Source organism: Coleofasciculus sp. F4-SAH-05, from assembly GCF_040222985.1.
Classification (GTDB): domain Bacteria; phylum Cyanobacteriota; class Cyanobacteriia; order Cyanobacteriales; family Coleofasciculaceae; genus Coleofasciculus; species Coleofasciculus chthonoplastes.
Window position 1 is genome coordinate 1 of the sequence record NZ_JAVKBY010000246.1, and the last position, 25,687, is coordinate 25,687.

A 25,687-nucleotide genomic window follows, 5' to 3' on the forward strand; every position below is an offset into this window, starting at 1 on the left:
ACATGATAAGGTCACGTCCTCCTACACCGACCCTACGGGTACGGTTGTAGGCTTCCTTTGGGGTTCCGTTTCAGAACGACGCTTCCGGCGTTTTATAGTGGGGAATACGCAAGAGCCCACTTCTTGCTTATCGCCAGAGAATTAATATTAGCTTACAACAAGCAAATTGTCAATAATAAACTGGCGATTCATCAGAAAATTTAAATATTTTTTTGTAACTTTTTATACATTTTCATCCAATCAAATAATAGTAATTATAAATAAAGCGAAATAGAATTAGCTTCTAGGGTTCCGATTTCAGATTCAACCGCTGAAATGACTGGTCCGAGAGAAGCAGGTTACCCCAAAAAGATTTTCCTCCATCCTCATGGAGCATAAAATCGGTAGCCCCACGGCGGGAGAAAAGCCCGGGAGATGTTGGCGAAGGTAAAAGTCGTCAGTCTCCTGGGTATTTTTTCTGTTTTTTGGTGACATTAATCTGGAGAAATTTATGAGTGAGTCATTTCCATTTCAACGCCAGAATCACAACCCCGATGGATACCCCAGCGAAGCTCAACGTGCTTTAGAACGAGAACAACAGCTCCCTTTAACCGGCTGGCAACAAGAAGTAAACCAAGGGTTAGACTACGGTTTAGAAGCCGCTGAAAGTATCCGCGATCGCACAATTCCTACGTTTTCGCGAGGTGAATTGCCCCACTATGCTGGGATTAATACCTTTATGAAAGCGCCCTATTTAGAAGACGTGCGTCAAGTTGGTAATTATGACGTAGCGATTATCGGAGTTCCCCATGATTCCGGTACAACCTATCGCCCAGGTACGCGGTTTGGTCCCCAAGGGATTCGTCGGATTAGCGCCTTGTATACGCCTTATAATTTTGAATTAGGTGTTGATCTACGCGAACAAATTACCCTCTGTGATGTGGGCGATATTTTTACAATCCCAGCGAATAATGAAAAATCTTTTGACCAAATCTCCAAGGGAATTGCTCACGTTTTTAGTTCCGGTTCATTCCCAATTATTTTAGGCGGCGATCATTCCATTGGATTTGCCACGGTGCGGGGAATTTGTCGGCATCTGGGGGATAAAAAAGTGGGCATTATTCACTTTGATCGCCATGTCGATACCCAAGAAACCGATCTCGATGAACGGATGCATACCTGTCCCTGGTTTCACGCCACTAATATCAAAAATGCTCCGGCTAAAAACCTAGTTCAACTGGGAATTGGTGGCTGGCAAGTTCCGCGTCAAGGGGTTAAAGTTTGTCGAGAACGAGCTACGAATATTCTCACCGTTACTGATATTACAGAAATGGGATTAGATGCGGCAGCCGATTTTGCGATAAAGCGAGCCACTGATGGGACAGATTGTGTCTGGATTAGTTTTGATATTGATTGTATTGATGCTGGATTTGTTCCCGGAACCGGGTGGCCCGAACCGGGTGGGTTGCTGCCCCGTGAAGCTCTCTATCTGCTGAAGAAAATTGTCCAAAATGTTCCGGTTTGTGGGTTAGAAGTGGTCGAAGTTTCACCACCCTATGATATTAGTGATATGACCTCGCTCATGGCAACCCGGGTGATTTGTGATACGATGGGTCATTTAGTCGTATCGGGTCAGCTTCCTCGCCAGGAAAAGCCTGATTACATTCAAATGAATTGTCAAGCTGAAATGGTGGAATGGGTTTAATTTCTTTGAGTAGAAAATGGCAGAAATTGAGAAAGTTGGGGGAGGGATAAAGCGTGCATGAAACCGATATGACCAAAGCATTAATTTTGACAGTCCGCCAATGGTGGGAGGAACAACCCTCTCGTCCGCAAATTGATACCATTAACCTGACAGTGGGGCAATTCACTTGTGTGGAACCTGCTAGTTTGCAATTTGCGTTTGCGGCACAGACTCAAACTGGTTTTTTAGAGGGGGTAAAATTAGCCATTCACGAGACGCCTTTGGTCGCATTCTGTCACGCTTGTCAAGAGGAATACAAACCCAAAATCGGATTGCACTATTCTTGTCCTAGTTGTCAATCTCCGATGGAGGATATTCGTTCGGGACGAGAACTAAAAATCGATCGCATTGAATATGCTCAATCTTGTGTTGAAATGTAAGCAGGTGGGCAAACTTAAAGTTGACGGCAGAAATGTCATTTGTCATTCGTCATTTGTCATTTGTCATTTGTCATTTGTCATTTGTCATTTGTCATTTGTCATTTGTTATTACTTATTCAGCCTAACTAACAATGCACCAAACCGTTGAAGCTGCTTTAGAAATTAACTTACTCCACGCTAACCAAGCGGGAGCCAATCACAATCGCGCCCATTTTGATCAGTGGGGAATTACCTGCCTGAATATCATGAGTAGCCCCGGTGCGGGGAAAACAGTACTGTTGGAGCGTACCCTAGCCGCCCTGAATCATGACTTAAAAATGGCAGTCATTGAAGGGGATATGACAACTGAATTAGACGCCGAACGGCTGCGTCAATACGGCGTTCCTGTGATTGCGATTAATACTGGACGTTCCTGTCATCTTGACTCAAAAATGGTATCAGGAGGACTTCACACGTTAGCAGCGGAATACAATCCAGCGGAATTTGATCTGGTTTTTGTCGAGAATGTCGGTAATCTGGTTTGTCCGGCTGAATTTGAAGTGGGAGAACATGGGAAAGTGGCACTTCTAAGTGTTACTGAGGGAGAGGATAAACCCTTGAAATATCCAATTATGTTTCAAGCAGCAGACTGCTTATTAATTAGCAAAATCGACTTAGCCCCTTACCTGGATATTGATCTCAACCGTCTGGAATCTAACGTGCGTCAAATCAATCCCCAGGTTAGGATTATTCGGCTCTCGGCTAAAACAGGTGAAGGATTAGAAACCTGGTTGACTTGGTTGCGAAATCAGGTCAACTCATCAAAATGTCTATCTAAGGGATGAATCCTGAACAGGGTTGAATGGGTTATAGTTATGGAGTTCAAGTTCTAAATTCTCAATTAAGTATGTTCAGGATAATCAATAAAATTTCAATTTCGGGCAATTCTCAACGATACTGCGCTAAAAAGATGCTGTCAGTTCTTTTGTCGATAGCATTAGTGGCATTGACTTGGACAGGCACATTATTTAATCCCATGCCTACAGCCCAGGCGGTAACTGTGAAAACGACACCGTTTATCGTTGCTGATAGTAACCCCGTTGACAAAGTATTCGGTTCGGGAACCAGCGACCAAATTCAAGGGAAAGCCAAAGAAGATATTGGCACAATGGAACGAAATATGGGCAAAGTTAGAAATTAGAGAAGTAGGGCGGTTCAAACCGCAGCTACACAAACTAAACCCGCCTGCGCGGGTTTCACAAATTCCATTCGCCAGGGTTTGTTTGAGGTTCTTAATGAGTGTACTATTTCTCTTATGCTGCTGATTATGGGAATTATTATCTGGTTTCAGACGCGATCGCATTCCCGGCGCTAATTTTAATCCCTCATAGGAATTCACGGAAATTCCAACATTTCAATAAAATAATTGTAGGGGCACGGCATTGCCGTGCCCTTTCAATTCCTGATAGGGATTCAGGGGAATTTAGACTTGCTTCACATTCTTTAATTTCTTCATCCACATGTTTCAATCCCTGATAGGGATTCAGGGCAATTTAGACCGGAGGACATCGAAGCCGAATCCTTTGTGAGTGAGGTTTCAATCCCTGATAGGGATTCAGGGGAATTTAGACAGTAGATCTTGAATTATTAAATAAAACTTTGAAAGTTTCAATCCCGGATAGGGATTCAGGGGAATTTAGACACGATAAGTCTTATCAAACGTCAGATTGGTCAGGTTTCAATCCCTGATAGGGATTCAGGGGAATTTAGACCTATTTATTATTAACGGAAGATGCTTAAATGTTGTTTCAATCCCTGATAGGGATTCAGGGGAATTTAGACCAAATTGGGAGGAACACGGCAAACGCCAAAATCATCGTTTCAATCCCTGATAGGGATTCAGGGGAATTTAGACTGCCGACCTCTGAAACGCTTACTGTATTTAGTTTTCAAGGTACAAATCCGAGAACCTCCACTTAATATATCATTTCCAGCTTCAGCCGACAAGAGGTATCCAAAAACCAACCCATTCAAACCCAGTCCCAGTAATGCTTTCAGCGTTTCCGAGAACCTCACGCTGAGGCAAAATCCCTCAAACCCAGATGAGACAAGAAATACAGCCCAAAACTCAGACTCGCGAAAAAAAACACCTACCCCCTCTCGGATTTCATCGAAAATTGGGGTTGGTAAGGGGGCGAATGGAAACCCCTGTCATTTATGTATGGGGCGGGTTTAGTCACATCTAGGTGCAACCGAAAAGATAGTTGTAAAACCCGCCCCTACACAATCTCCCTTGACTCTCCCTTCGACTGGAGACTTTATCCTATAAACATACACCATTCAGACGTGCCATTGCTCCCCTGTATCCACTTCAGCCACAACCCTCACCCATCCTAGTTTTCAGCTATGAGAACCCAGAGCCCCAGACGCCCCATGGCGCGTCTCTACAAACTGCTACTACCAGGAGTCAACCATGGAAACCAGCCATCTACGACTACAAGGAATGAGTTGCGCCTCTTGCGCCGCCACCATTGAACAAGCCATACAAGGTGTTTCTGGCGTTGTTGACTGTAATGTTAACTTTGCCATGGAACAAGGTTCTGTAACCTATAATCCCAAAGCGACAAATTTAGACAGCATCCAAAAAGCCGTCGCCGATGCTGGATATGGGGCGCAACCCTTAGATACCACCCGAATGGGTGAAGACACCGACGCCGAAAAATCCGCACGAGAAGCCCATCAACGGGATCTCAAACGTAAAGTTATCGTCGGCGGCGTTATCAGTCTCCTCCTCGTTGTCGGTTCACTTCCCGCCATGACAGGATTACACATTCCCTATTTTCCCTCCTGGCTACATAATGCTTGGGTGCAACTGGCTTTAAGTACACCTGTACTCTTTTGGTGCGGTCAATCCTTCTTTGTCGGCGCGTGGAAAGCCTTTAAACGCCATGGCGCGGATATGAATACACTGGTAGCGCTGGGGACAGGTTCCGCTTATTTCTATTCTCTGTTTGTTACATTTTTCCCTGGCTTTTTAATCGCCCAAGGCTTGTCACCGGATGTCTACTACGAACCCGCCGCCATGATTATTACCCTCATTTTATTAGGGCGACTCTTAGAAAATCGGGCAAAAGGTCAAACCTCAGAAGCGATTCGTAAGTTAATGGGATTACAAGCAAAAACCGCGCGGGTAATTCGGAAAGGTGAAGAGGTTGATATTCCCATTGAACAGGTAATCGTCGATGATATTATTGTTGTGCGCCCTGGGGAAAAGATTCCTGTGGATGGAGAAGTGGTTGATGGTGCATCCACGATTGATGAATCCATGGTAACGGGTGAACCTATCCCGGTGAAAAAACAAGCGGGGGATGAAGTGATTGGCGCTACGATTAATAAAACCGGGAGTTTTAAATTCCGCGCATCACGAGTGGGGAAAGATACCGTATTGGCGCAAATTGTCAAATTAGTGCAAGAAGCGCAAGGGTCAAAAGCCCCAATTCAGAAACTCGCGGATCAAGTCACGGGCTGGTTTGTACCCGTTGTGATTGCGGTTGCGATCGCGACCTTTTTGATCTGGTTTAATGTGATGGGTAATATTACCCTTGCCACGATTACCACGGTTGGCGTTTTAATTATTGCTTGTCCCTGTGCCTTAGGATTAGCTACTCCGACATCGATTATGGTTGGTACGGGTTTAGGCGCAGAAAATGGCATTTTAATTAAAGGGGGAGATAGTTTAGAAATTGCCCATAAACTCCAGGCAATTGTTCTGGATAAAACGGGTACGATTACCGAAGGAAAACCCAGTGTAACTGACTATGTAACCGTCAAAGGAACCGCAGATAGTTATGAAATTAAACTCCTGCGATTAGCCGCCGCTGTAGAACGGCTTTCAGAACATCCCTTAGCCGAAGCCATTGTTAACTATGCCAAATCTCAAGGCGTAGAATTCCCCTTACCCGACGTACAAAACTTTGAAGCCGTAGCCGGAATGGGCGTACAAGGTGAAGTGGAGAATCACCGGATTCAAATTGGCACTCAACGCTGGATGGATGCATTAGAAATTGATACCCAATCCCTACAATCCCAGAAACAAACCTGGGAAGCGGCGACAAAAACAACGGCTTGGATTGCTGTGGATGGTAAGATGGAGGGATTAGTCGGTATTGCTGACGCCTTAAAACCCTCCTCCGTCGAGGCGGTAAAGAAACTGCAACGCCTGGGGTTGCAAGTAGTGATGTTAACAGGGGATAATCAACAAACAGCAGACGCGATCGCACGAGAAATTGGTATCCAGCACGTCTTTGCCGAAGTGCGCCCCGATCAGAAATCGGATGTCATCCGTTCCCTACAAAGTCAAGCGATTAAGAAGACTCCACAATCAACAAATAGCCAGGGCGGGTTTAGTAAAATTAGTGGTTTTTTCCTAAACCTTATCGGTAAAACCCGCCCCTACACTATCAACAATCAACATTCAAATCGTATTGTTGCTATGGTAGGCGATGGCATTAATGACGCCCCAGCCTTAGCCCAAGCGGATGTGGGAATAGCTATTGGTACGGGTACGGATGTGGCTATGGCAGCCAGTGATATTACCCTAATTTCCGGGGATTTAAACGGGGTGGTTACGGCAATTCAACTCAGCCAAGCCACGATGCAAAATATTCGCCAAAATCTGTTTTTTGCCTTTATTTATAACACCGCAGGAATTCCGATTGCGGCGGGAATTCTTTATCCGTTTTTGGGTGTATTGTTGAATCCAATTATCGCCGGGGGAGCCATGGCACTGAGTTCAATTTCTGTGGTCACAAATGCATTACGATTACGGAATTTTAAGCCCAAAATTCTGTAGGGGCGACCCGCTGAAATCAATGAACAACTCAAATCTATTCAATTTTATCGGGTCGCCCTTTACTACCCTTGAGGAGGAATCAAACCAATGGCAACTAAACCTAAAATCTTAGCCTATCTGATTAGTTTAGGACTTGTATTCGGAGTTGCTGTTAATCCGGCTACGGCTAAACTATCAGAACATCCGTCCCAGAAAACGAGTCAATTTAGCAAAATTGAGCAACCGTTACTCCTGAAAGTGAGTGTTACTTTAGGGGGAGTTGTATTAATTGGTGCAGAACTTTGGTGGTTTTTATTGAGCAAACATCAATCCAATATGTAGAGACGCGCCATGGCGCGTCTCTACAATGGTGACTAAATGGATACAAAAGCGTCTTCAGTCAGCGTTGACGTATTAATTCCACTCAACATGGCTAAGGTTTGACCGTTGTACCGAATCTCGTTCCCTTGGAAGAACAAATCGTTAAAGGTGACACCGTTGGTTAAACCCAGTTTGTCTCCTTGACCTAAACTAAAGTCAGTGATCCATTACGGGCAAATAATAAATGGCAACTTAATTAACGGTCAACTGATGAAATATTATGTCTTGACAAGATGACACAAGTATGGATTTAATGAAATTTGCTTGAGTTTTTATGGAAGTTCGCTTTTGTTCTCCTTTTTATTGGCTTAAGGCTGGTGGGTTTCGACTTCGCTCAACCCACCCTACGATATATCAAGGGTTTTGATGCTCCCCAAATGCTTAAGTGGGAAAAGTGCGTTACGCTACGCTAACACACCCTACACATAGGGGCTTTGTGTAAGTCCTATATCAGCTAGGCAAGCTAACTCTGCCGCAGTCCCCCGAAATCTATTTACCACAACAGCGGGTTCGCCATCAAATTGCTAGCCTTAGTCTCGATGAGGATAGTGTTGCTCAACTTATCAAGCTGCCTTTATTACACCGTGATCCCTTTGATAGAATGCTTATCTGTCAGGCTTTGCACCATCGTTTAACCATTGCCACCGTCGATCAAAATATTCGTGCCTACTCAATCAGTGTTATTTAACTAGGTTAGTGGAAATAAACTCAACTAAATTAAGTTTGGTAAACCCGCCTTAAATCCTTACAAATGACAAATGACGTAGCTTGCTTCTCGCTTGCGCGAGTATGACGAATGACAATGATGATCCCTACCGTTAACTTTAATGAAAGTCCAACTACTTAGCTAGGTGACGAATCTTTATGGCAGCATCAACTCCCCGTTTCCCCGATATCCAAAACCACTGGGCGCGTTCATTTATTGAAGGGTTAGCCCAGGCGGGTATGATTAGTGGCTTTCCCGATGGGCGTTTTCGTCCTAATGATCCCATGAGTCGGGCGCAGTTTGCGGCGTTGTTACAAAATGCTTTTTCTAAACCCAGTAAACGCCCGAATGTTCCGTTTGTGGATGTTCCTGTCAAACATTGGGCAACTGGGGCGATTGCTAAGGCGTATCAAACCGGGTTTATGTCGGGGTATCCGGGAAATCGGTTTCGCCCAGAGGCGAGTATTGCCAGAGTGGAAGTGTTGGTGTCTCTGATAACGGGATTGGAGATAACCACTGCTGGATTAACGGAGGTGAAAGCCGCCCTACCGGAACTCTATCAAGATTTTGGTGACATTCCCAGCTATGCTATTGATCGGATTGCGATCGCAACCAATACCGGAATGGTGGTGAATTACCCAGAGGTTAAACGCTTCAATCCCCTCAAAGCCGCCACTCGTGCGGATGTTGCCGCGTTTATTTACCAGGCATTAGTCTATACGGGTGAACTTGACGCCATTGGCTCAGACTATATTATCGTGCGTCAGAAAACTCTGAAACTGAGCCATCAACGGGAGTTTCGCGGGGTGTGGGTGGCGACAGTTTGGAACATCGATTGGCCCCCCCAACGAGGCTTATCGGTTGCCCAACAGCAACGGGAATTGTTACAAATTATTGACCGCATGGCGGAACTTCAGTTAAATGCGTTAATCTTACAAATTCGACCGACAGGTGATGCCTTTTATGCCTCTGAGTTAGAACCCTGGAGTGAATGGTTAACTGGCATACAAGGTCAAGCTCCCGATCCTTATTATGACCCCTTAGAGTTTGCGATCGCGGCTTGTCATCAGCGCAATATTGAACTCCACGCCTGGTTTAACCCCTATCGCGCCAAAACCTCTTCCCAAAGTTCCGCCAGTGTCGCCCCTCACATTACCGTCACTCATCCGGAATACGTGTATAAATATGGCAATCAGCAGTGGATGGACCCTGGGGTGAAAGTGGTTCAAGATTTAACCTATAACGTAATCATGGATGTGGTGCGGCGCTACGACGTTGATGGCATTCATCTGGATGATTATTTTTATCCCTATCCCATCGCGGGTGAAGAGTTCCCCGATGAAAAAACATATAACGCTTATCAAGCCGCAGGCGGCACTCTTAGCCGAGGCGATTGGCGGCGGGATAATGTAAATCAAATGGTGCAGCGCCTTTATAGCGGGATTCGCGCTACTAAGAAACAGGTTAAATTTGGCATTAGTCCCTTTGGCATTTATCGTCCCGGACAACCGCCTCAAATTAAAGGGTTAGATCAATATGAATCCTTGTATGCTGACCCGAAAAAATGGTTAGAAGCAGGATGGATTGATTATATCGCCCCACAATTATACTGGCGTATTGACCCCCCAGAACAAAGTTACCCCGTTCTCCTGCAATGGTGGACTGAAAATAATCCAAAACAGCGACATATTTATCCCGGCAATCGGTTAAGTATGTTGGATGCTCAAGACTGGTCATTTTTGGAATATGAACGGCAGGTTGATATTACCCGCAACCTGGCTCCCCAACTCTCCCTAGGCAATATCTTTTATAACATGAAAGTCTTTAATGAAAATCGTTTGGGACTCGTTGAAAAGTTCCAATCCTCTGTTTATAATCAACCCGCCTTATCTCCAACCATGTCGTGGCTGAGTGATACATCGCCAGCGATTCCCGTTCGGGTGAGAGTGATTGGAAATAAGCTGATTTGGAATGCTGCAGTTAATGCCAAGATTCGCTCCTGGACAGTGTATCAGCAGCAAGGCGAGAACTGGAAACTGCACAAAATTTTGCCCGAGGAGACAACCGAGGCAGAATTAGCACCGGGAACCTATGCGGTGTGTGCTGTAGACAGACTGGCGAATGAAAGTTTAGGCGTTGTAGCATCTATTCAATAATGCCTTTTAGATGTGGAAATCATGGGTGTAGACAAAGGGAACAGGGAACAGGGAACAGGGAAAGGAAACAGAGAATACCCAATTTAAATGCACATTAGTTTATTCTTGATATACCGTAGGGTGGGCACTGCCCACCAAAATACGAGGAGCGTGCCGACTTACAGCAGTTTGCTCTGCTATGCGGTACATTGTCGATCCCCCTAAATCCCCCTTAAAAAGGGGGACTTTTATCTACTGTACTTTATTACAGCGTACTGCTGTAAGCGTTATGCCAGGAATTAGAATCCCTGGCGGGAAGAAAGCCGAAACTGCTATAACCTTGTATAAATTTCCTAGCTGCTATTACTAGACTAATCATCTTGGGCAAAGATAATGAACACTGTAACCTTAAATTTAGATACAATTCACTTAACCGACGAACAGTTTTATCAATTATGTCAAAATAACCGCGAGTTTAACTTTGAAACGACGGCGAATGGAGAATTAATTATTATGCCACCCGTTGGCGGAGAAAGTGGGAATCGAGAATCTGAACTGATTGCCGATTTGGTCATCTGGAACCGACAAACTGCCCTAGGTTATACCTTCAGTTCCTCCACAATATTTAAGTTACCCAATGGCGCGAAACGTTCCCCAGATGCGGCTTGGATTCGCCGAGAACGCTGGGAAGCGCTCCCCCCTGAACAACGGCGCAAATTTCCCCCGATTGCACCCGATTTTGTCATCGAATTAAGGTCAGCCACCGACGATTTGCAACGGCTACGTGACAAAATGCAAGAGTACATGGATGCTGGGGTGCAATTGGCATGGTTAATTAACCCCCAACAGCAGCAAGTGGAAATTTATCGCTGGGGACAGCCAGTAGAAATACGAAATCTGCCGACAGAATTATCGGGTGAAACCCTATTGCCGGGATTTAGCTTAACTTTATCTGCCTATTTGTAGATTCAATGATAGGGAAGTTTAAATTTAATTTAAGCGAGTGCAAAGACCATGAATACTGTAACCTTAAATTTAGATACAATTCTTTTAACCGACGAACAGTTTTATCAATTATGTCAAAATAACCGCGAGTTTAACTTTGAAACGACGGCGAATGGAGAATTAATTATTATGCCACCCGTTGGCGGAGAGAGTGGAAATCGAGAAGCTGAATTAATTGTCGATTTGGGACTCTGGAACCGGCAATCTGCCCTAGGTTATACCTTCAGTTCCTCCACAATATTTAAGTTGCCCAATGGCGCGAAACGTTCCCCAGATGCGGCTTGGATTCGCCGAGAACGCTGGGAAGCGCTAACGCCTGAACAACGGCGTAAATTTCCTCCAATTACACCCGATTTTGTTATCGAATTAAGGTCAGCTACAGATGATTTGCAACTTTTGCGTGACAAAATGCAAGAGTACATGGATGCTGGGGTGCAATTGGCATGGTTAATTAACCCCCAACAGCAGCAAGTGGAAATTTATCGTTGGGGACAGCCAGTAGAAATACGAAATCTGCCGACAGAATTATCGGGAGAAACCCTATTACCAGGATTTAGCTTAACTTTATCTGCCTATTTATAAAGATATGGAATTTGAAATATGATTTAAGTTTGGGCATAGCTATTAACACTGTAACCTTAAATTTAGACACCATTCCCTTAACTGACGAACAGTTCTATCAATAGCCATCAATGCTTTGAGCCGTAGAGAAAGTTGTTCATCTTCAAGGAAATGTGAGACTATCTATAACAACTATGGCGATAGAATCACCGAAAATGTACCATTGCTCCCCCAGCTAAGAGACGTAGCATGCTACGTCTCTACATTGCTTCAAGAGCTCCCCCTCACCACAACACTTATTCAGCAAACCTTATTCGGTTTTGTCCTCTGGCTTCTGCTCCTTGGCTTTTACTCTCTTCCTAACTTTACTTGGCTTCGGCTTTTTGGCTTCTGGATTCTGCTCCTCTGTAGTAGGTTCCTGTTCTTGGGCTTCTGGGTTCTGTTCTGCTGTACTAAGCGGTTGCTCTTTCGTTTCTACCTTCGGCTTTTTGACGTCTGGCTTCTGCCGTTTTATACTCGGCTTCTGCTCTTTGCCTTCTGACTGCTGTTCTTTACCTTCTGGCTTCTGCCTTACCGTACTCGGCTTCTGCAGTGACTTATTCTGCCGTTTCTCCTGCTGTACGGCTGTCTTGTCCGCTTTCGACGCCTTCAAAAACTTAGGTGCTTTATCCAAGGGTGGTGCTAACAGAGCATCAAACTCAAAAAGATTCCGAGTGGGCAAAAACTTAGCCTTGACTTGAATAAATACCGGATGTCCTTGCTCCTCTTTGGGGGTTTTGGGATTGAATCGGAATGGCTTAACCGGAGAATCTTTCCACATCAACGGGAGGTGAGACGCCTTCATAAACCTCACCTTTTGCGCTGGTTCGGCTTGCTTGATATAATCTAAGCGATCGCGATTGAAATTACGGAAAATCGAGATAACCGGTCCTCGACAAACAGGTATAAATTGCCACAAGCCACGCAGCTGAAACTCAAAATCGTCCAATTGTGCCGCAACGCCATCGGGTTCTCCTTTCGAGAATCCTACCAACTGAAAGGAAATCTGATGCGACTTAGTGCGTTGAGGAAAGTGGATTACTCTGGGGTAAACGATTAATCGTTGAGTCGCTTCGCCAGTGTTTTTGATTTCCAGTTTCAGAGCGTTGAAAGCCTTGCGTAATCGAGAGGTATAAAACAAGGGATAGTCTCGACCCGCCATAGTAAGCATAGCCCGCCCCTCGTCTGACCAGCTAACGTCACCGACGACGATTCCAATCGCTTGGAAGATAATTCCCTCATTTTCTGATTCCTTGGTTTCCTCCTCAGGAGTGTCAGATGTTTCAGGTGTTTCAGGTGTTTCAGGTGTTTCAGGCTGTTTAGGTGTTTCAGGTGTTTCAGGTGTTGCTGTCGTCTGTTCGAGTTCTGGCTCTGTCATCATGGCTGCTGCTGACTTTTTCGTTCAGGGTAGCATTAGAAGCTATATTCCGTCGCCAATTGCGGTCAGTTGGTTCAATTACAACCGACTGAAATTCCTATCCCGTCGTGTCTAGACGCCTGTAAGCGGTTTGCTGGAGGCGTTGAATCTCTGGAGAATTATAGCAATTAGTGCGGCTGCGGTTTGCAGAATGCGATTTATGTTTGATTGACCCATTGTACAATGGCTTGGGTTAACCCTTCTAAGGTATAGTGTTGAGCCTCTAAATCCACTCGCCCCAAGAGTTGTTGACAGGTTTTAGAGGTTTGTGGACCAATGGAGGCAATACAGACATTTTCCAAAAGCGAGAGTGGATGGTTACTGTTTTTTTCCAAAAGCTTCCTAAAATTTTTGACGGTTTTAGAACTGGCAAAGGTAATAATATTGACGGTATGATTTTGCAACGCTGCCGAAGCTAGGGGTGCTATTTCCCCTGGACAGGTTGACTGATAGGCTGCCACTTCCACAATAGTAGCACCTTGGGCAGTTAAGTCTTTGACTAAAACCTCTCGTCCCCCAGTTTCTACACGGGGGAAGAGGAGAGTTTGTTCCGCCAGAGGTTCAGGAAAATGTTCAACTAGAGAATCGGCGATAAAATCTGGGGGAATAAAATCTGGATGTAATCCCCGTTCCTTTAAACTAGCCGCCGTTTTCTTGCCCACAACAGCAATTTTGACTCCGGATAACGCACGGCTATCTTTTCCTAGTGTCAGCAATCGTTCAAAAAAGTACTTGACGCCGTTACTTGAGGTGAGAATTAACCAATCAAAATCGGATAAATTAGTAATGGCTTGATCTAAGGCGTCCCAACTCGACGGCGGTGTAATCACCAAGGCGGGCATTTCAATCACCGTTGCGCCTTCCTGTTCTAACAAGTCTCGAAATGTACTCGACTGTTGAGCCGAACGAGTGACTAAGATTGTTTGACCCTGAAGCATCTGCGGGAAACTACGTTTATTGATGTCATAACCTATTGTCTCTTGTTTTGGGGTAAACTCGACAGGGATTTGGGATTGCGATCGCAGATAATCTCGTAATCCTACCACTTCTCCCACGACAATCACCACCGGAGACAGGGAGACACCCGCTGTTTGCTTAACAATACTAGATAATGTTCCCACCCAAACCTGTTGTTGAGTCTGTCCACAAGCCCGAATCACTGCCACAGGGGTTTGATAGGATTTGCCATAACGCTGTAGCTGCTGAACGATTGTGGCTAAATGACGCCCACCCATTAAAATAGCCAGAGTATCGATTCGCGCCAATGCTTCCCAGTCTAAGGCTTCGGGTTGATGCGCCGTCAGGACAGTAAAACAGCGACTCAAAACCGCATCAGTCAGGGGAATATTTGCCAGTAACGGTGCAGCTAGGGCAGAGGAAATCCCCGGTACGACTTCAAAGGTACAATCGGCATCGGTTAACGCTTGAATTTCAGATGTAGCCCGACCAAAGATAAAGGGATCACCACTTTTTAAACGGACGACTTGCTTTCCTTGTTGGCATTGTTCAACCAACAATTGATTAATCTCCGCTTGCGGAGTTGAGGGGCGCCCCCCCCGCTTTCCCACATCAAACTGACGACAATTTGCGGGGACTAATTGTAAAAGTTGGGCGTCTACTAAAGCGTCATAGACTAATACCTCCGCTTGACGAAGAAGTTGTTGCCCGCGTAGGGTGAGGTATGACATACTTCCGGGTCCAGCACCGACGAGATAAACTTTACCCAAAGGGCGTCGAGAACGCAGATTTTTAGCAGGATTGGGGTCAACCATTCTCCAATTTTAAACCGTTTTGGTGAATACATCCCTCTTAAGCCAACAGCAAGAGACAGCAAGAGGAGGCGATTGAAATCGCTGCTACACAAACAAAGTCCGCCTGCGCGGACTTTTTTATAACGGGGGTAGCTAACCCGGATTTGCATTTATAGCAATAGACACATCGATTGGGACGTTCGGCACCATTGTAGAGACGCGCCATGGCGCGTCTGGAACATAAATGATGTGTCCTAACAACCATGGCGGTTGCTATAAATTGGGAATGGGTAGCGAGGAGGAATGGGAAACAGAGAACGTTTACAGATGATCAGGAATAGCTTATATATATGAGCGCACATTTTTCCACTATAAAATAATAGTATCAAAAACTAATTGAATTGTCTAGATTTTTTTCAAAAATGCTGAAATCCTCGACTTAGGGTTAATAATTCACCCGCATACTTTCCCGTACTATCCCGGAGACAAACCGACCTACCGGATGTAATGGAACCAATAATGGCTGATCCGGCTGCCAATTTTTCGACAAATACCTGAGCCAATGGTTCAGATAAACATAACACCAGTTCAAAGTCTTCACCCCCATACAAAACCCAATCCCAAACTTGTTCTGGGGACGTCAGCCGAGGCAATACGGAGGGGATAGGAATCGCATCCCATTCCACCACAGCCCCCACCCCACTCGCTCGACAGATTTGAGCGATCGCATCCGCTAGTCCATCGCTGCTATCCATTGCTGTTAGCGGGATTGGGGAAGTATTGAGTGTTGAGCCAACCCTAGGCAGATCAGAAACCGGGTTTTGATCGGGGATGGGGAATTGGGAGGCGAGAATTTCCCAGAGTTGAGGTAAAATATCCAGTCTTGGCTGAGGGCGTTGGTGGGCTTGAATCAGACGCGATCGCTCTTTTTCACTCAAGTCTTTGCCGAATTCCGGATTCAGCAATAATTCCAACCCAACTCGTGATCCACCATGGACTCCAGTCACCACGATCGCATCGCCAACTTTAGCATTAGAACGACGCATGACGCGCTCTTGTAAGACTTGACCAAATGCAGTAATCGATACCGTAATCACCGGGGATTGACAAACATCACCCCCGACGATGGGCGTATGATACGGTTGTAAACACTCAGACATACCTTGATAGAGTCGTTCAACCCAACTCACCGCCACATCACCCGGAAGACTCAAACCAACCGTAATCCCTAGAGGCGATGAACCCATTGCGGCTAAATCCGATAAATTTGCCGCCACAGCACGCCAACCCACATCTTCAGCCGACGTCGTGCGATCGCTAAAATGAATTCCATCTACTAAGACATCAGTTGTCACCACTAATAATTGCCCCGGTTCTGGATTTGGCATAATCGCCGCATCATCACCTACAATATCTGAGGGACAAAAGCGCTGTAATCGTTTTAAAACACCCTGTTCTCCAATATCTCTAATTACATCATTGCTCATTTGTCAATTTATGGGTTTCATTATTCGTTACGCCGATGCAGTTTCGGAAAGCGATAGTAGGTATCTCCATCCGCATCAACTTCTGGGATAGCATTAAACACCTGAACTTGGTGTTCCAAATACTGCTGTGCGATTTCAGGTTCAACCCTAGCGGCTGCAGCTAACTGAATCAGAGAAATACAGCTATTTTCCGTTTCTAATAACTGATAAAACGTTTCCTCTAACTGCTTTTTTTGACTTCGGGTGGCTTTTTGCAAGAACAAGATGCCTAAAACACCTAAAGTGATGACCAATAGCAAGTCAATAATTTGCATATTCAGGGAACAGGGAATAGGGAACAGGAAACAAACCGACTCAAAACCATGTCCGACTAGCAAAGCGAAGGATCAAGTCGGGGCAGGTTTAGTACCATCTGGGTAACCCAAAAACGATAGTGGTCAAACCCACCCCGATAAACCCGGTTTAAAACTTATTCATTGGCACGCTCCTCGTCTTCTGGTGGGCAATGCCCACCCTACGGTATATCAAAGATTTTGGCGATTCCAAACGGCTTATTGAGCGTACCATCGTACTTAAGCGGCAACGTCGGGTTCAACCAAATTCTCAGCGCCCTGAACAACTGTAGCTGACTCAATGATATCGCCGAGTTCTAGCTTATCCAATACGTCTTTCCCCTCAACAACATAACCAAAGACAGCATAACGCCCATCCATAAGATTAAAACCAGGAGGGGTTAACTCACTATCAAACTTAAAGAAAAAGAATTGAGAAGAACCACCATTGGGATCATCTGCGGGACGCGCCATGGCGACAGCACCGTAAGCGGAGAAAGGAAGCATGGGTTCATCTAAATAAATCCCCGCCTGTTCTAAGGTCATACCATAGATGGGTTCCTCATCTCCCCTGACTAACACTTCAAAGGGAATAGCCCGATATTCACCTGTTTTGGGATCGATAAATCCTTCCTCCGGTCCAGGTGGATCACCAGTTTGCACGTAGAAGTCTTCAGTACGGGTAATTGCCAGATCATCATAAAAACCCCGTTGCACCAAATCAACAAAGTTACCCGCCGTAACCGGGGCGCTATAGCCATCGACAACTAGGGTCATATCCCCTTTATTCGTGGCTATCTCTATCGTGGCGCGACCTTTGAGTTGAGGTAAGTTACTATACTCTGAGGGGACTTCAAAAGGAACTCCCTTGACCATCATTTGTTCCAGTTCGCCCACTTTGTCAAGGATTTTGCCTCGCTCAATCCAGACGGCTTCTTTATCCTTGGTTTCAACTGCTTCTCGGAGTGAAACGATATCATCTCTCATGCTGGTAATGATCGCTTCAGCTTGCGGTTTTTGCTCCTCTGGGATGTCAGCCAGAACTTTTTCCGGGCGATTGCTCAAAATTACATCCGCTTTGGTGATATCCCGGTTAATCGGACTCCAGCGCTTTCCCCGTAACTGAGTGGCAATATCTTCAAGACTTGCTTGCACGTTCCGCACCGCTTGGTTCTCAATAGGCAGAGCATATCGCAGTAGGGCTTTGCCATCAGTAATCGCATTCCCTTGCGCCAAGCGACTTTCTCGGGCAGGTTGTTGTTGATCATTACCAAAATTCCACCAGGCACCGCTTAAACTTACGGAGAGTGTCACCAGTAGCAGCGCCACAAAACTGGTTTTGAGCAGACGTTGGCACCAATCGAGCTTGAGAATTTTTAAAGGTCGCATAAACATATCGCCTAAGGCTGAATACCATTAGGTTGAGGCTAACTTACAGCATTGAAACAGATATTCTTCATATTGCCATACGGGGTGTCCGTGCCAAAACGTCCGAGCGCGAATACCTCCCTTGCCGAATCAACTATGGGGATCTTCCTCAACAAGGGTAGAATAAAGTGCCGATTGTTATGCCCAAAGTTATGCCGAAGCTGTCAGCCGTCGCGAATTAGGGGTTTGACAAGTTTGATGTGGGCGTTACAGAATAGCGAAGGTGAAAGCCCTCGCGCTTCAGCCGAGGGATGAAACCGAGCAAGACGTTTAGTCGAGCCACTTGAGTGGCGAGTCTATTGTATCAGGGTCAACGAGCCCTCGCTAAAAGCGAGGGCTCCTTATAGCCCAAGTTGACCAGCCTAAGTGCTACGTGCACTACGTTAACGGCAAGTGTTAAAAATCCTACCTTGGGATGCGTGCCAGTTCCAAGCTCTAGAACCGAGTGGTTAAACAGGTAAACAAGGGTTAAGAAGCGTGCTGCTTGGAAAGTACCGACCGTTAACATTGGCGAGGACCCACTTTACCCCGAAAGGGAGTTGGGGCAACCATACCCCAAGGGGGGAGCAACCATACTCCCCCACCAATTTTGTCCAAGGAAAGTAGTACATCCTGCCCGGCTTTCCTCCCGTCGCTAAAAGCGAGGGTCTCCAGCAGGTTTTTTAAGATGACACCCACTTGAAACTGATATACAATACCAACAGCATTGCCGGAGACCCTTGCAAGTGTTTAACCTAATTTACGAGTTCAAGTTAAAACCAAGTCAAGCCCAGATAGCCATTTTTGAGGAATGGTTAGAACAGTGTCGGAGGGTCTACAACTATGCCCTCTGTGAGCGGAAAGATTGGGTCAACAGTCGTAAATGTCAGGTGAACGCTTGCTCGATTAAAAGTGAGTACATCATACTAGGGGATGCACCAGCACCCACCTATTCCAGTCAATGTGAAAGTCTCACCCAAGCCAAAAAGAATATACCTGAACTTAAGCTGGTACACTCACAAGTGCTGCAACAAACTCTCAAGCGTTTGCAACTGGCATTTGAGGGGATGTGGAAGAATGGGAAAGGATTTCCACGGTATAAAAAGCTGGGTCGGATGCGTTCTTATGTATTCCCCACACTAGGGAAAGAACCCATTCAAGGGAATCGAGTTAAACTACCAAAAATCGGACAGGTTAAATTCAACCAATCTCGCCCCCTACCCGATGATGCGACCATTAAACAGGCGCGTATTGTTAAGCGTTCATCGGGATGGTATGTACAACTCACCCTGCAATGGAAAGTCGATTTACCTCAAATCAGTCCATCAGGTACATCAATAGGGATAGATGTAGGCTTAATCCACTTTGCGGCTGTGTCTAATGGGCGATTGTTCCCAAATCCACGACCGTTCAATCGACTAGAAAGCAAGCTGAAATCGCTGCAAAAGCAAGTAGCCAACAAACGGTTAGGATCAAATAATCGAGCCAAAGCACAAGCCAAAGTGAGCCGACTACATGAGCGGATAGCCAACACTCGCAAGAACTACCACTGGGAGTTAGCCCATAACCTCTGTGATTGGGCGGACATGATATTCGCCGAACAGCTCAATCTCAAAGGGCTAGCCAAAGGAATGCTAGCTAAAAGCTGTTTAGATGCAGGTTGGGGTCAGTTTTTAGAAATCCTTCAAGCGTGCTGTTTTAAGCGGGGAGTGTACTTCCAGAAAGTACCCGCCAGCCGAACGAGTCAAACCTGCCCTAAGTGCCTAAAAGAAACAGGCAAAAAGAAACTCTCCAAACGAGTTCATAAATGTCAGTTTTGTGGGTATGTTTGTGATCGCGATGTCGCAGCCGCTCGCATTATAGAAATAAGAGGACTACAAGCCGTGGGACACACGGTAGATAAGCTTTCTGAGGGTAAAGCCAACATCCCGGAAGATGTAAAACTCCGGCTCCCTGTGACGGAAGAATCACCCGCCCTTTCAGCCGGGTGAGTGTCAAGTTTAATGCTGACCTCAATGCCAGCTACAATATCTTGCGTACACTATTCCCCAACCCTTGAGGAACAAGGACTAATGATTTCAAGTAACGACTTTCGCACGGGTGTCACGATTGAATTAGAAGGATCGGTGTGGCGGGTGGTGGAGTTTCTCCACGTCAAGCCTGGAAAAGGTTCGGCATTTGTCCGCACCAAGCTGAAAAATGTTCAGACGGGGAATGTCATGGACAAAACCTTTCGGGCTGGGGAAACAGTACCCCAAGCCATCCTAGAAAAACGCACCATGCAACATACCTATAAAGAGGCTGACCAATTTGTCTTCATGGATATGGAAACCTTTGAGGAAAGTCGTCTCAATCAAGAGCAAATTGGCGATCGCGTCAAGTATATCTCTGAAGGGATGGAAGTCAATGTGGTGACGTGGAATGACCAAGTCCTGGAAGTGGAGTTACCCAACTCCGTGGTGCTGGAAATTGTGGAGACTGATCCGGGTGTCAAAGGTGATACCGCCACAGGTGGCACTAAACCCGCTACTGTGTCTACAGGAGCGCAAGTGATGGTACCCCTGTTTATTTCCGTCGGCGAGCGGATTAAAATCGATACTCGTAACGATTCCTATCTGGGTCGTGAGTAAATGGATCTGAACCAATCAATCAACAGCTAAGGTGAATATCCAAACACCGCTTTTGCCCAGCTCAAATCGTGATCAATCCTACCTGAGGTATCATGTAGAACTCGCTCCCTTGAATTTTTCCGGAATTCCTATCTCTCTAATTTAGTTGTGCCACTAGACTTCAACCAAATCCGTGAACTGCTAACCGCGATCGCTCAAACTGATATTGCGGAAGTGATATTGAAAAGTGATGACTTTGAACTGACGGTACGTAAAGGATTATCCGCCAGTCCTCCTAGCGACTCAACAGTGAGTCGAACAGATGCCGCCGTTGCTTCCCGCGTGGAAACGGCTGTGGCTGGAGTGGCTGCTCCGATGCCCCCCACTCCCACACCAGAAACAGCACCGTCTGCTCAAGCGGCAACACCTTCAATTGCACCGTCTCCAGGAGTGGAGTCAAAATGGGAAGAGGTGAAATCGCCAATGGTCGGCACATTTTATCGGGCACCATCGCCAGATGACACCCCTTATGTCGAAGTTGGCGATCAGGTTCGCGTCGGTCAAACTATCTGTATCATTGAAGCGATGAAGTTGATGAATGAACTTGAAGCTGAAATATCCGGACAAGTGATGGAAATTTTGGTCGAAAATGGCGAACCGATTGAATATGGTCAACCGTTGATGCGGATCAATCCCCGATAAATGAACGGTGTGAATGATTGATGATTACTCTATTGTTATCAATTGACCAAAAATAGGCTAAAATCTGATGATCACCTAATTTCGGGTTAGACCGATGCCAAGACTAAAAACTGTCCCCCAAGAGGTCGTCCAGCAAGTTTCTGAGTATTTTAGTATCTTAAGCGAACCCATGCGCCTACGCCTGCTCAATTTACTCCGTGAAGGTGAAAAATGTGTCCAAGAATTGGTAGAAGCTACAGAAACAAGTCAGGCAAATGTCTCTAAGCACCTGAAAGTGATGTTACAGGCGGGAATACTCAGCCGCCGCACTGAAGGCACATCTGCCTACTACAAGGTAGAAGATGAGCTGATTTTTGACCTATGTAATTTAGTGTGCGATCGCCTAGCTACCCGCATCGAACAACAAGCCCGCCATTTTCGGAATTTTACAGGATAAGCGATGGTGCAGGCTCCCTCGCGACCCTTCACTTCGTTCGAGGGCGTGTTTATCCGAGGGATGAAACCGAGCGAGGCGTTTAGCCTAGCAACTTTAGTTGCGAGTATATTTTTCTCATAACACCACCAATTAAGTGTTAGTTCGCTGTAATCAGAAATGTTAACAAGCATCAAAACCTTACGGTTCCCCGTTCCCTGTTCCCTGTTTCCTTGTCCTCATGCTCAACTTTCATGATGTTTGTTTGACTTTAAAGTTGAAAGTTTGTTTCAAAGTTTTGGCGAGTCATCGGTTGATCGACGATCAACCCTTCACCTCCTAAGACTTCGAGGGGTTTTCCTTCCACATCAATCCAGACTTGAGCATCCGGATCTAAGCTGGTGGCTGTATAGATAATTTGTCCGAGGCGGCTTTGCATCGAAGTACTGCCACCCCCTGTAGTAAAGTCTTCAGATAGATCTAGATGCACTCCGTCAGATTTGATCGAAAGATTCCGTAGCTCAGTTCCTTCGGGAATTGCCGAGGCTACCGCTTGCTGCTCAGGTCCAGACAATAATTGCTGGAATGCCATCTCTAAAACTTCAGAGGGATTATCAGCATTTTCGACGGGAATGGAACTGGCAACCAGTTCAATTTGATTATTGACAGCATCAACCCAATATACTTGAACCTTTTGTTCAGTCGCTGGCGGCGTGTCTTGGGGCGATTGGGAGAGGGTCGGAACTTCGGATTGGGGAGGTGAGGCGGTCATCGTATTCCACGCCCACCAAGCGCCTCCAGCAGCGGCGGCTAACATGGCGACGGAAACACCAGCGATAAAACTTGTGGGAATGCGACGTGTGTTTTGTGGATTTTGCATAGTTATTGTTTTGTAGGATTAAGAAAAAATGTGATATTGTTTCACTGACAATGTTCCCTCTGTTTCCTTGACAAGGGCGGGTTTAGTTCAGTTAGGGCTTATCTCCAAAACGTTAGCGGTAAAACCCGCCCCTACAGAACGTGTGGGAAACGTATGAGGTGCAGGTTTAGTCCGCTTGCGGTACATCAGCTCGAACAAATGCGGCTACCTGTAGATCCTGATTCTCTATCTCTAATTGTAAGAGTTTGACCGTAATCCCAGCATCTTCCAAGCTACGGAGATTGGCGCGATCGCTTAATCCCCTAGCTAAGCCTTCAACCAAGCGAGACGGTAGCGCTTTACCATCAACGGTTACTTTTGGTTCAATCAGTTGCAAGCGATGTCCGGCTTCAATCCCCAATCCAGATTCCACAACGATGGCTAAGGATTGACGATTCCCTTCCACCGCATCCACTTGGAAACGCAGGCGATTATTTCCCAGTAACTCTAATCGAGGATTGAGAAACTGGTAACGCTGTGCGGTATCTCTAGAGAGACGACTACCGAGTTGTTGTAATTTGGCGGCAACTCTAGGAGACTGAAGCATCTGGTTGAGATCCGATTCGGTTAAAACCAGACGCACCCCTGCTTGTAACGGTTGACGTAACGAGGCTAAGGGCGACGTTTGACCCTCCTGTCTCAGACGTTTGATATCCAGATTAATCGGATCAGTTTCGACTTCTAGAACCTCAATCCGAATGTCTGGCGTCAACCATACCCCTCGACCGGCGATGCGGACTTGTTCGAGTTTTCCTTGCAAAGCTCGGTAGTTCGGCGTATTGTCAATCCGCACATCAAGCTGTTCAACTCTCTCCAATTGAGAACTTAGGATATTTTCCACCACGCGATCGATGATTAAGCCCGGAGGGGAAACCAGGGTGAGTAACGCCGATAGGAGGATGCTCAAAATTTCCATATTTCGGTGGATTTGTTTACATTACTTAACATTTAATCCCTAAATCTTTAAACTTTATTGCAGTTTTATTACAGAGTGAGAGCCGATTGCCATAGGCATGATACCTTCAATGAGGTGTTGACGAAAAGCACAAGCCTAAGGAAAGGAGGACATTTTGGATTTGCGTTCTGCTCAAACCCCCAACGACTTTGTTCATGAAGATATTAGTGAGTACGTGGCTCAGCTCCAGCTACACATGGCGTTACAAGCCCGGAATTTAGTCCCGACTCTCACCAAGGCAGTAGATAGCCGAGAGCAGTTGTTACAGCAAACCCAAGCCACCTTGGAAAAGCTAGCGTCTCGACAGGCGGTTTAGTTGAGTGTTGAGTGTTGAGTGGTGAGTGTTGACCCTTCACTTCGCTCGGTTGTTTGACAAATGACCAATGACAAATGACCAATAATTAACGACTCGCCAAAACTAAAGCATCGGCATAGTTTAAAGCCTCTTGCCACACAGCATAGCCGCGTTTGGCGAGATGAATCCCATCAGTGGTTAACTCCCGTTGCATTTGACCCTGATTATTCACAAACAAACGGTGCAGGTTAAGATAGCCTGCACCTTCTTGTTGTGCGATCGCGGCGATGTGTTGATTTAGGTTGCGGATGCGATCGCTCTTAATCGCAGGCAACCGTGTGGGTAAAATAGACTGAACAATAATTTGGGCTTGTGGGTGGTTCTGGCGTAAGCGCTGGATGATTTGGCGGGTATTATCGAGAATCACGCGATCGCGAACGCCCTGACGCAAGTCATTCGTGCCAGCCATGATATAGATTGTATCGGGTCGGGTTTGGGAAAAAGCAGGGAGTCGCTCCAGAATTTGGCTAGAGTTTTCCCCAGAAATCCCCTGATTCAGCCAAAATTGACCGCTAGGTAGGTTGGCTGTAGGAAACCAAAGACTCAAGGAATCGCCCACTAAAATAGACAGACGATTATTCCCCTGTCCCCTCGCCATCGCTTTCGCTTCTTCTGCAAGTAGCTGTTTCCATTGAGTATGAGTGGGTTTAGCCAGTGTCGCTTTACTCCAAACCGACTGGAAACTATCAGCCGGTAGGCGGGTATAGGTTTGACCTCTATTTAATGCGGCTAATCGTTGGTAATAGAGTTGGGTTCCCGATTTAGGGGAAATGTTACTTTTAGAGTTTGTAGTCAGTGCTTGATTCGTGGTGGCACTAAAGTGCCCACTACTAACCGATGAACTAAACTCAACACCAGGGATTTCCACCCCAGAGATCATCGGTTGAGTGACGACGGAGTGCGAGTGATCAGCAATAGCCGAAGCCAACAAAGCCGACAAATTCTCGAACAGGTTGGGAACCAGTGGCGGTGGCGGGGGTGCAGATACGGGACTTACAGTAAGCAGACTGGCTGCTAGTAAATACGGATCGCTCATGGTACATTCCATTACTCTCTCTTTTTCCTTTGACAGGAATTTGCCAGAGTATCAGGAATATATGGTAGAGGGCAGAAGGCAGGAGGCAGGAGGCAGGAGGGTTATTACTGTTCCCTGTTTCCCCATCTCAACCATTAACTTTAATTTTGTCCAACTACTTACTTCTGCCGTAAATCTTGTCAAGTATTATTTTTTTCCAAAAGATATAAATTCCACAAAAAAAATGATATAAAAATAAATAAAATTTGTCCCCCTAAGCTTTTCGATAAATTCATACTTTAGAGTGAAAACCAAAAAGCAGCACTTCGCTATAATGATAGATTGAATAAAAACCTGGAGGGAAATCTACACGATGGCAACGATGAAATTCAACGTTCCGAGTATTGCTTGTGATGCTTGCGCTAAAACCATTAGTGAAGGGATTCGTACCCACGAACCTGAAGCGAAAGTCGATGTTGATGTGGCAAATAAGATGGTTAGTGTGGAAACTGAGGCGTCTCAGGAGTCAATTAAACAAGTCATTACCTCTGTTGGGCATCAGGTGGAATAATACCGATTCTGGCAT

23 protein-coding genes, 1 pseudogene and 1 riboswitch are annotated in these 25,687 nt (G+C 45.9%); of the genes and pseudogenes, 16 read left to right on the plus strand and 8 right to left on the minus strand.

Features of this window, described 5'->3' with window-relative positions:
- Nucleotides 1–272: 272 nt before the first annotated feature.
- A riboswitch (guanidine-I (ykkC/yxkD leader) is annotated at nucleotides 273–416 on the plus strand.
- Between the two features lie 74 nt (nucleotides 417–490).
- The 10 genes and pseudogenes from RIG27_RS29820 (at nucleotide 491) to RIG27_RS29865 (ending at nucleotide 11,722) form a co-directional block, all read left to right on the plus strand.
- Nucleotides 491–1,684, plus strand: coding sequence for an agmatinase family protein (locus RIG27_RS29820; RefSeq protein WP_446350731.1), 1,194 nt, complete (start codon nucleotides 491–493; stop codon nucleotides 1,682–1,684).
- A gap of 53 nt (nucleotides 1,685–1,737) precedes the next feature.
- On the plus strand, nucleotides 1,738–2,103 hold the full coding sequence (hypA, locus tag RIG27_RS29825) for a hydrogenase maturation nickel metallochaperone HypA (RefSeq protein WP_446350732.1): 366 nt from the start codon (nucleotides 1,738–1,740) through the stop codon (nucleotides 2,101–2,103).
- Nucleotides 2,104–2,234: 131 nt separating this feature from the next.
- On the plus strand, nucleotides 2,235–2,927 hold the full coding sequence (hypB, locus tag RIG27_RS29830; RefSeq protein WP_446350733.1) for a hydrogenase nickel incorporation protein HypB: 693 nt from the start codon (nucleotides 2,235–2,237) through the stop codon (nucleotides 2,925–2,927).
- Nucleotides 2,928–3,052: 125 nt separating this feature from the next.
- Nucleotides 3,053–3,283, plus strand: a complete 231-nt coding sequence (locus RIG27_RS29835; protein WP_446350734.1) for a hypothetical protein — start codon at nucleotides 3,053–3,055, stop codon at nucleotides 3,281–3,283.
- Nucleotides 3,284–4,555: 1,272 nt separating this feature from the next.
- On the plus strand, nucleotides 4,556–6,934 hold the full coding sequence (locus RIG27_RS29840; protein WP_446350735.1) for a heavy metal translocating P-type ATPase: 2,379 nt from the start codon (nucleotides 4,556–4,558) through the stop codon (nucleotides 6,932–6,934).
- Nucleotides 6,935–7,021: 87 nt separating this feature from the next.
- A complete protein-coding gene (locus tag RIG27_RS29845; protein ID WP_446350736.1) occupies nucleotides 7,022–7,255 on the plus strand; it encodes a hypothetical protein in 234 nt (77 codons plus the stop codon).
- Nucleotides 7,256–7,736: 481 nt separating this feature from the next.
- Nucleotides 7,737–7,982: pseudogene (locus tag RIG27_RS29850) on the plus strand (type II toxin-antitoxin system VapC family toxin); the annotation flags it as partial.
- A 176-nt stretch (nucleotides 7,983–8,158) separates the two neighbouring features.
- The gene (locus RIG27_RS29855; RefSeq protein WP_446350737.1) at nucleotides 8,159–10,156 is read left to right on the plus strand and encodes a glycoside hydrolase family 10 protein; all 1,998 of its coding nucleotides are present in this window, start codon (nucleotides 8,159–8,161) and stop codon (nucleotides 10,154–10,156) included.
- Nucleotides 10,157–10,528: 372 nt separating this feature from the next.
- Nucleotides 10,529–11,101: a Uma2 family endonuclease gene (locus RIG27_RS29860; RefSeq protein WP_446350738.1), complete on the plus strand. Its 573-nt coding sequence runs from the start codon at nucleotides 10,529–10,531 to the stop codon at nucleotides 11,099–11,101.
- A 48-nt stretch (nucleotides 11,102–11,149) separates the two neighbouring features.
- On the plus strand, nucleotides 11,150–11,722 hold the full coding sequence (locus RIG27_RS29865; protein ID WP_446350739.1) for a Uma2 family endonuclease: 573 nt from the start codon (nucleotides 11,150–11,152) through the stop codon (nucleotides 11,720–11,722).
- 289 nt (nucleotides 11,723–12,011) lie between these two features.
- On the opposite strand, the gene RIG27_RS29870 is transcribed toward RIG27_RS29865, so the two are convergent.
- The 5 genes from RIG27_RS29870 to RIG27_RS29890 all read right to left on the minus strand — a co-directional run bounded on the left by RIG27_RS29870 (nucleotide 12,012) and on the right by RIG27_RS29890 (nucleotide 18,116).
- Nucleotides 12,012–13,121, minus strand: a complete 1,110-nt coding sequence (locus tag RIG27_RS29870) for a hypothetical protein (protein ID WP_446350740.1) — start codon at nucleotides 13,119–13,121, stop codon at nucleotides 12,012–12,014.
- 194 nt (nucleotides 13,122–13,315) lie between these two features.
- Nucleotides 13,316–14,929 carry a uroporphyrinogen-III C-methyltransferase gene (gene cobA / locus RIG27_RS29875; protein ID WP_446350741.1) on the minus strand — a complete coding sequence of 538 codons (1,614 nt, stop codon included), beginning with the start codon at nucleotides 14,927–14,929 and terminating at the stop codon, nucleotides 13,316–13,318.
- A 395-nt stretch (nucleotides 14,930–15,324) separates the two neighbouring features.
- Nucleotides 15,325–16,395 carry a thiamine-phosphate kinase gene (thiL, locus tag RIG27_RS29880; protein ID WP_446350742.1) on the minus strand — a complete coding sequence of 357 codons (1,071 nt, stop codon included), beginning with the start codon at nucleotides 16,393–16,395 and terminating at the stop codon, nucleotides 15,325–15,327.
- Nucleotides 16,396–16,415: 20 nt separating this feature from the next.
- A complete protein-coding gene (locus tag RIG27_RS29885) occupies nucleotides 16,416–16,709 on the minus strand; it encodes a hypothetical protein (RefSeq protein ID WP_446350743.1) in 294 nt (97 codons plus the stop codon).
- A 258-nt stretch (nucleotides 16,710–16,967) separates the two neighbouring features.
- Entirely contained in the window at nucleotides 16,968–18,116 is a 1,149-nt protein-coding gene (locus tag RIG27_RS29890; RefSeq protein WP_446350744.1) for a peptidylprolyl isomerase, read from the minus strand.
- Nucleotides 18,117–18,880: 764 nt separating this feature from the next.
- Here RIG27_RS29890 and RIG27_RS29895 point away from each other — a divergent pair.
- From RIG27_RS29895 to RIG27_RS29910, 4 genes are all read left to right on the plus strand, one after another.
- Entirely contained in the window at nucleotides 18,881–20,125 is a 1,245-nt protein-coding gene (locus RIG27_RS29895) for an RNA-guided endonuclease InsQ/TnpB family protein (protein ID WP_446350745.1), read from the plus strand.
- A gap of 81 nt (nucleotides 20,126–20,206) precedes the next feature.
- The gene (gene efp, locus RIG27_RS29900) at nucleotides 20,207–20,764 is read left to right on the plus strand and encodes an elongation factor P (RefSeq protein ID WP_446342885.1); all 558 of its coding nucleotides are present in this window, start codon (nucleotides 20,207–20,209) and stop codon (nucleotides 20,762–20,764) included.
- Between the two features lie 147 nt (nucleotides 20,765–20,911).
- Nucleotides 20,912–21,445, plus strand: coding sequence for an acetyl-CoA carboxylase biotin carboxyl carrier protein (accB, locus tag RIG27_RS29905; RefSeq protein WP_446350746.1), 534 nt, complete (start codon nucleotides 20,912–20,914; stop codon nucleotides 21,443–21,445).
- A gap of 94 nt (nucleotides 21,446–21,539) precedes the next feature.
- Nucleotides 21,540–21,881 carry an ArsR/SmtB family transcription factor gene (locus RIG27_RS29910; protein WP_446350747.1) on the plus strand — a complete coding sequence of 114 codons (342 nt, stop codon included), beginning with the start codon at nucleotides 21,540–21,542 and terminating at the stop codon, nucleotides 21,879–21,881.
- Nucleotides 21,882–22,128: 247 nt separating this feature from the next.
- On the opposite strand, the gene RIG27_RS29915 is transcribed toward RIG27_RS29910, so the two are convergent.
- Both RIG27_RS29915 and RIG27_RS29920 read right to left on the minus strand, forming a co-directional pair.
- Nucleotides 22,129–22,737, minus strand: coding sequence for a GerMN domain-containing protein (locus RIG27_RS29915; RefSeq protein WP_446350748.1), 609 nt, complete (start codon nucleotides 22,735–22,737; stop codon nucleotides 22,129–22,131).
- A gap of 166 nt (nucleotides 22,738–22,903) precedes the next feature.
- Nucleotides 22,904–23,692, minus strand: a complete 789-nt coding sequence (locus RIG27_RS29920) for an LmeA family phospholipid-binding protein (protein ID WP_446350749.1) — start codon at nucleotides 23,690–23,692, stop codon at nucleotides 22,904–22,906.
- Between the two features lie 154 nt (nucleotides 23,693–23,846).
- Here RIG27_RS29920 and RIG27_RS29925 point away from each other — a divergent pair, with 154 nt between their 5' ends.
- The gene (locus RIG27_RS29925; RefSeq protein ID WP_006103978.1) at nucleotides 23,847–24,047 is read left to right on the plus strand and encodes a hypothetical protein; all 201 of its coding nucleotides are present in this window, start codon (nucleotides 23,847–23,849) and stop codon (nucleotides 24,045–24,047) included.
- 85 nt (nucleotides 24,048–24,132) lie between these two features.
- Here RIG27_RS29925 and RIG27_RS29930 read toward each other — a convergent pair whose 3' ends face one another.
- On the minus strand, nucleotides 24,133–25,122 hold the full coding sequence (locus tag RIG27_RS29930) for a GDSL-type esterase/lipase family protein (protein WP_446350750.1): 990 nt from the start codon (nucleotides 25,120–25,122) through the stop codon (nucleotides 24,133–24,135).
- A gap of 361 nt (nucleotides 25,123–25,483) precedes the next feature.
- On the opposite strand from RIG27_RS29930, the gene RIG27_RS29935 reads away from it, so the two are divergent.
- On the plus strand, nucleotides 25,484–25,672 hold the full coding sequence (locus tag RIG27_RS29935; protein WP_446342926.1) for a heavy-metal-associated domain-containing protein: 189 nt from the start codon (nucleotides 25,484–25,486) through the stop codon (nucleotides 25,670–25,672).
- Nucleotides 25,673–25,687: the final 15 nt, after the last annotated feature.

Excerpts from the sequence above, each read along its gene's own strand:
- RIG27_RS29870 (WP_446350740.1), bottom strand. The coding sequence starts at position 13,121 with ATGATGACAGAGCCAGAACTCGAACAGACGACAGCAACACCTGAAACA.
- RIG27_RS29860 (WP_446350738.1), top strand. The coding sequence starts at position 10,529 with ATGAACACTGTAACCTTAAATTTAGATACAATTCACTTAACCGACGAA.
- RIG27_RS29935 (WP_446342926.1), top strand. The coding sequence starts at position 25,484 with ATGAAATTCAACGTTCCGAGTATTGCTTGTGATGCTTGCGCTAAAACC.
- RIG27_RS29845 (WP_446350736.1), top strand. The coding sequence starts at position 7,022 with ATGGCAACTAAACCTAAAATCTTAGCCTATCTGATTAGTTTAGGACTT.
- RIG27_RS29915 (WP_446350748.1), bottom strand. The coding sequence starts at position 22,737 with ATGCAAAATCCACAAAACACACGTCGCATTCCCACAAGTTTTATCGCT.
- hypB (WP_446350733.1), top strand. The coding sequence starts at position 2,235 with ATGCACCAAACCGTTGAAGCTGCTTTAGAAATTAACTTACTCCACGCT.
- efp (WP_446342885.1), top strand. The coding sequence starts at position 20,207 with ATGATTTCAAGTAACGACTTTCGCACGGGTGTCACGATTGAATTAGAA.
- RIG27_RS29890 (WP_446350744.1), bottom strand. The coding sequence starts at position 18,116 with ATGCGACCTTTAAAAATTCTCAAGCTCGATTGGTGCCAACGTCTGCTC.
- cobA (WP_446350741.1), bottom strand. The coding sequence starts at position 14,929 with ATGGTTGACCCCAATCCTGCTAAAAATCTGCGTTCTCGACGCCCTTTG.
- RIG27_RS29855 (WP_446350737.1), top strand. The coding sequence starts at position 8,159 with ATGGCAGCATCAACTCCCCGTTTCCCCGATATCCAAAACCACTGGGCG.
- RIG27_RS29840 (WP_446350735.1), top strand. The coding sequence starts at position 4,556 with ATGGAAACCAGCCATCTACGACTACAAGGAATGAGTTGCGCCTCTTGC.
- RIG27_RS29820 (WP_446350731.1), top strand. The coding sequence starts at position 491 with ATGAGTGAGTCATTTCCATTTCAACGCCAGAATCACAACCCCGATGGA.
- RIG27_RS29920 (WP_446350749.1), bottom strand. The coding sequence starts at position 23,692 with ATGGAAATTTTGAGCATCCTCCTATCGGCGTTACTCACCCTGGTTTCC.
- thiL (WP_446350742.1), bottom strand. The coding sequence starts at position 16,395 with ATGAGCAATGATGTAATTAGAGATATTGGAGAACAGGGTGTTTTAAAA.
- RIG27_RS29885 (WP_446350743.1), bottom strand. The coding sequence starts at position 16,709 with ATGCAAATTATTGACTTGCTATTGGTCATCACTTTAGGTGTTTTAGGC.
- RIG27_RS29865 (WP_446350739.1), top strand. The coding sequence starts at position 11,150 with ATGAATACTGTAACCTTAAATTTAGATACAATTCTTTTAACCGACGAA.
- RIG27_RS29835 (WP_446350734.1), top strand. The coding sequence starts at position 3,053 with ATGCTGTCAGTTCTTTTGTCGATAGCATTAGTGGCATTGACTTGGACA.
- RIG27_RS29910 (WP_446350747.1), top strand. The coding sequence starts at position 21,540 with ATGCCAAGACTAAAAACTGTCCCCCAAGAGGTCGTCCAGCAAGTTTCT.
- RIG27_RS29930 (WP_446350750.1), bottom strand. The coding sequence starts at position 25,122 with ATGAGCGATCCGTATTTACTAGCAGCCAGTCTGCTTACTGTAAGTCCC.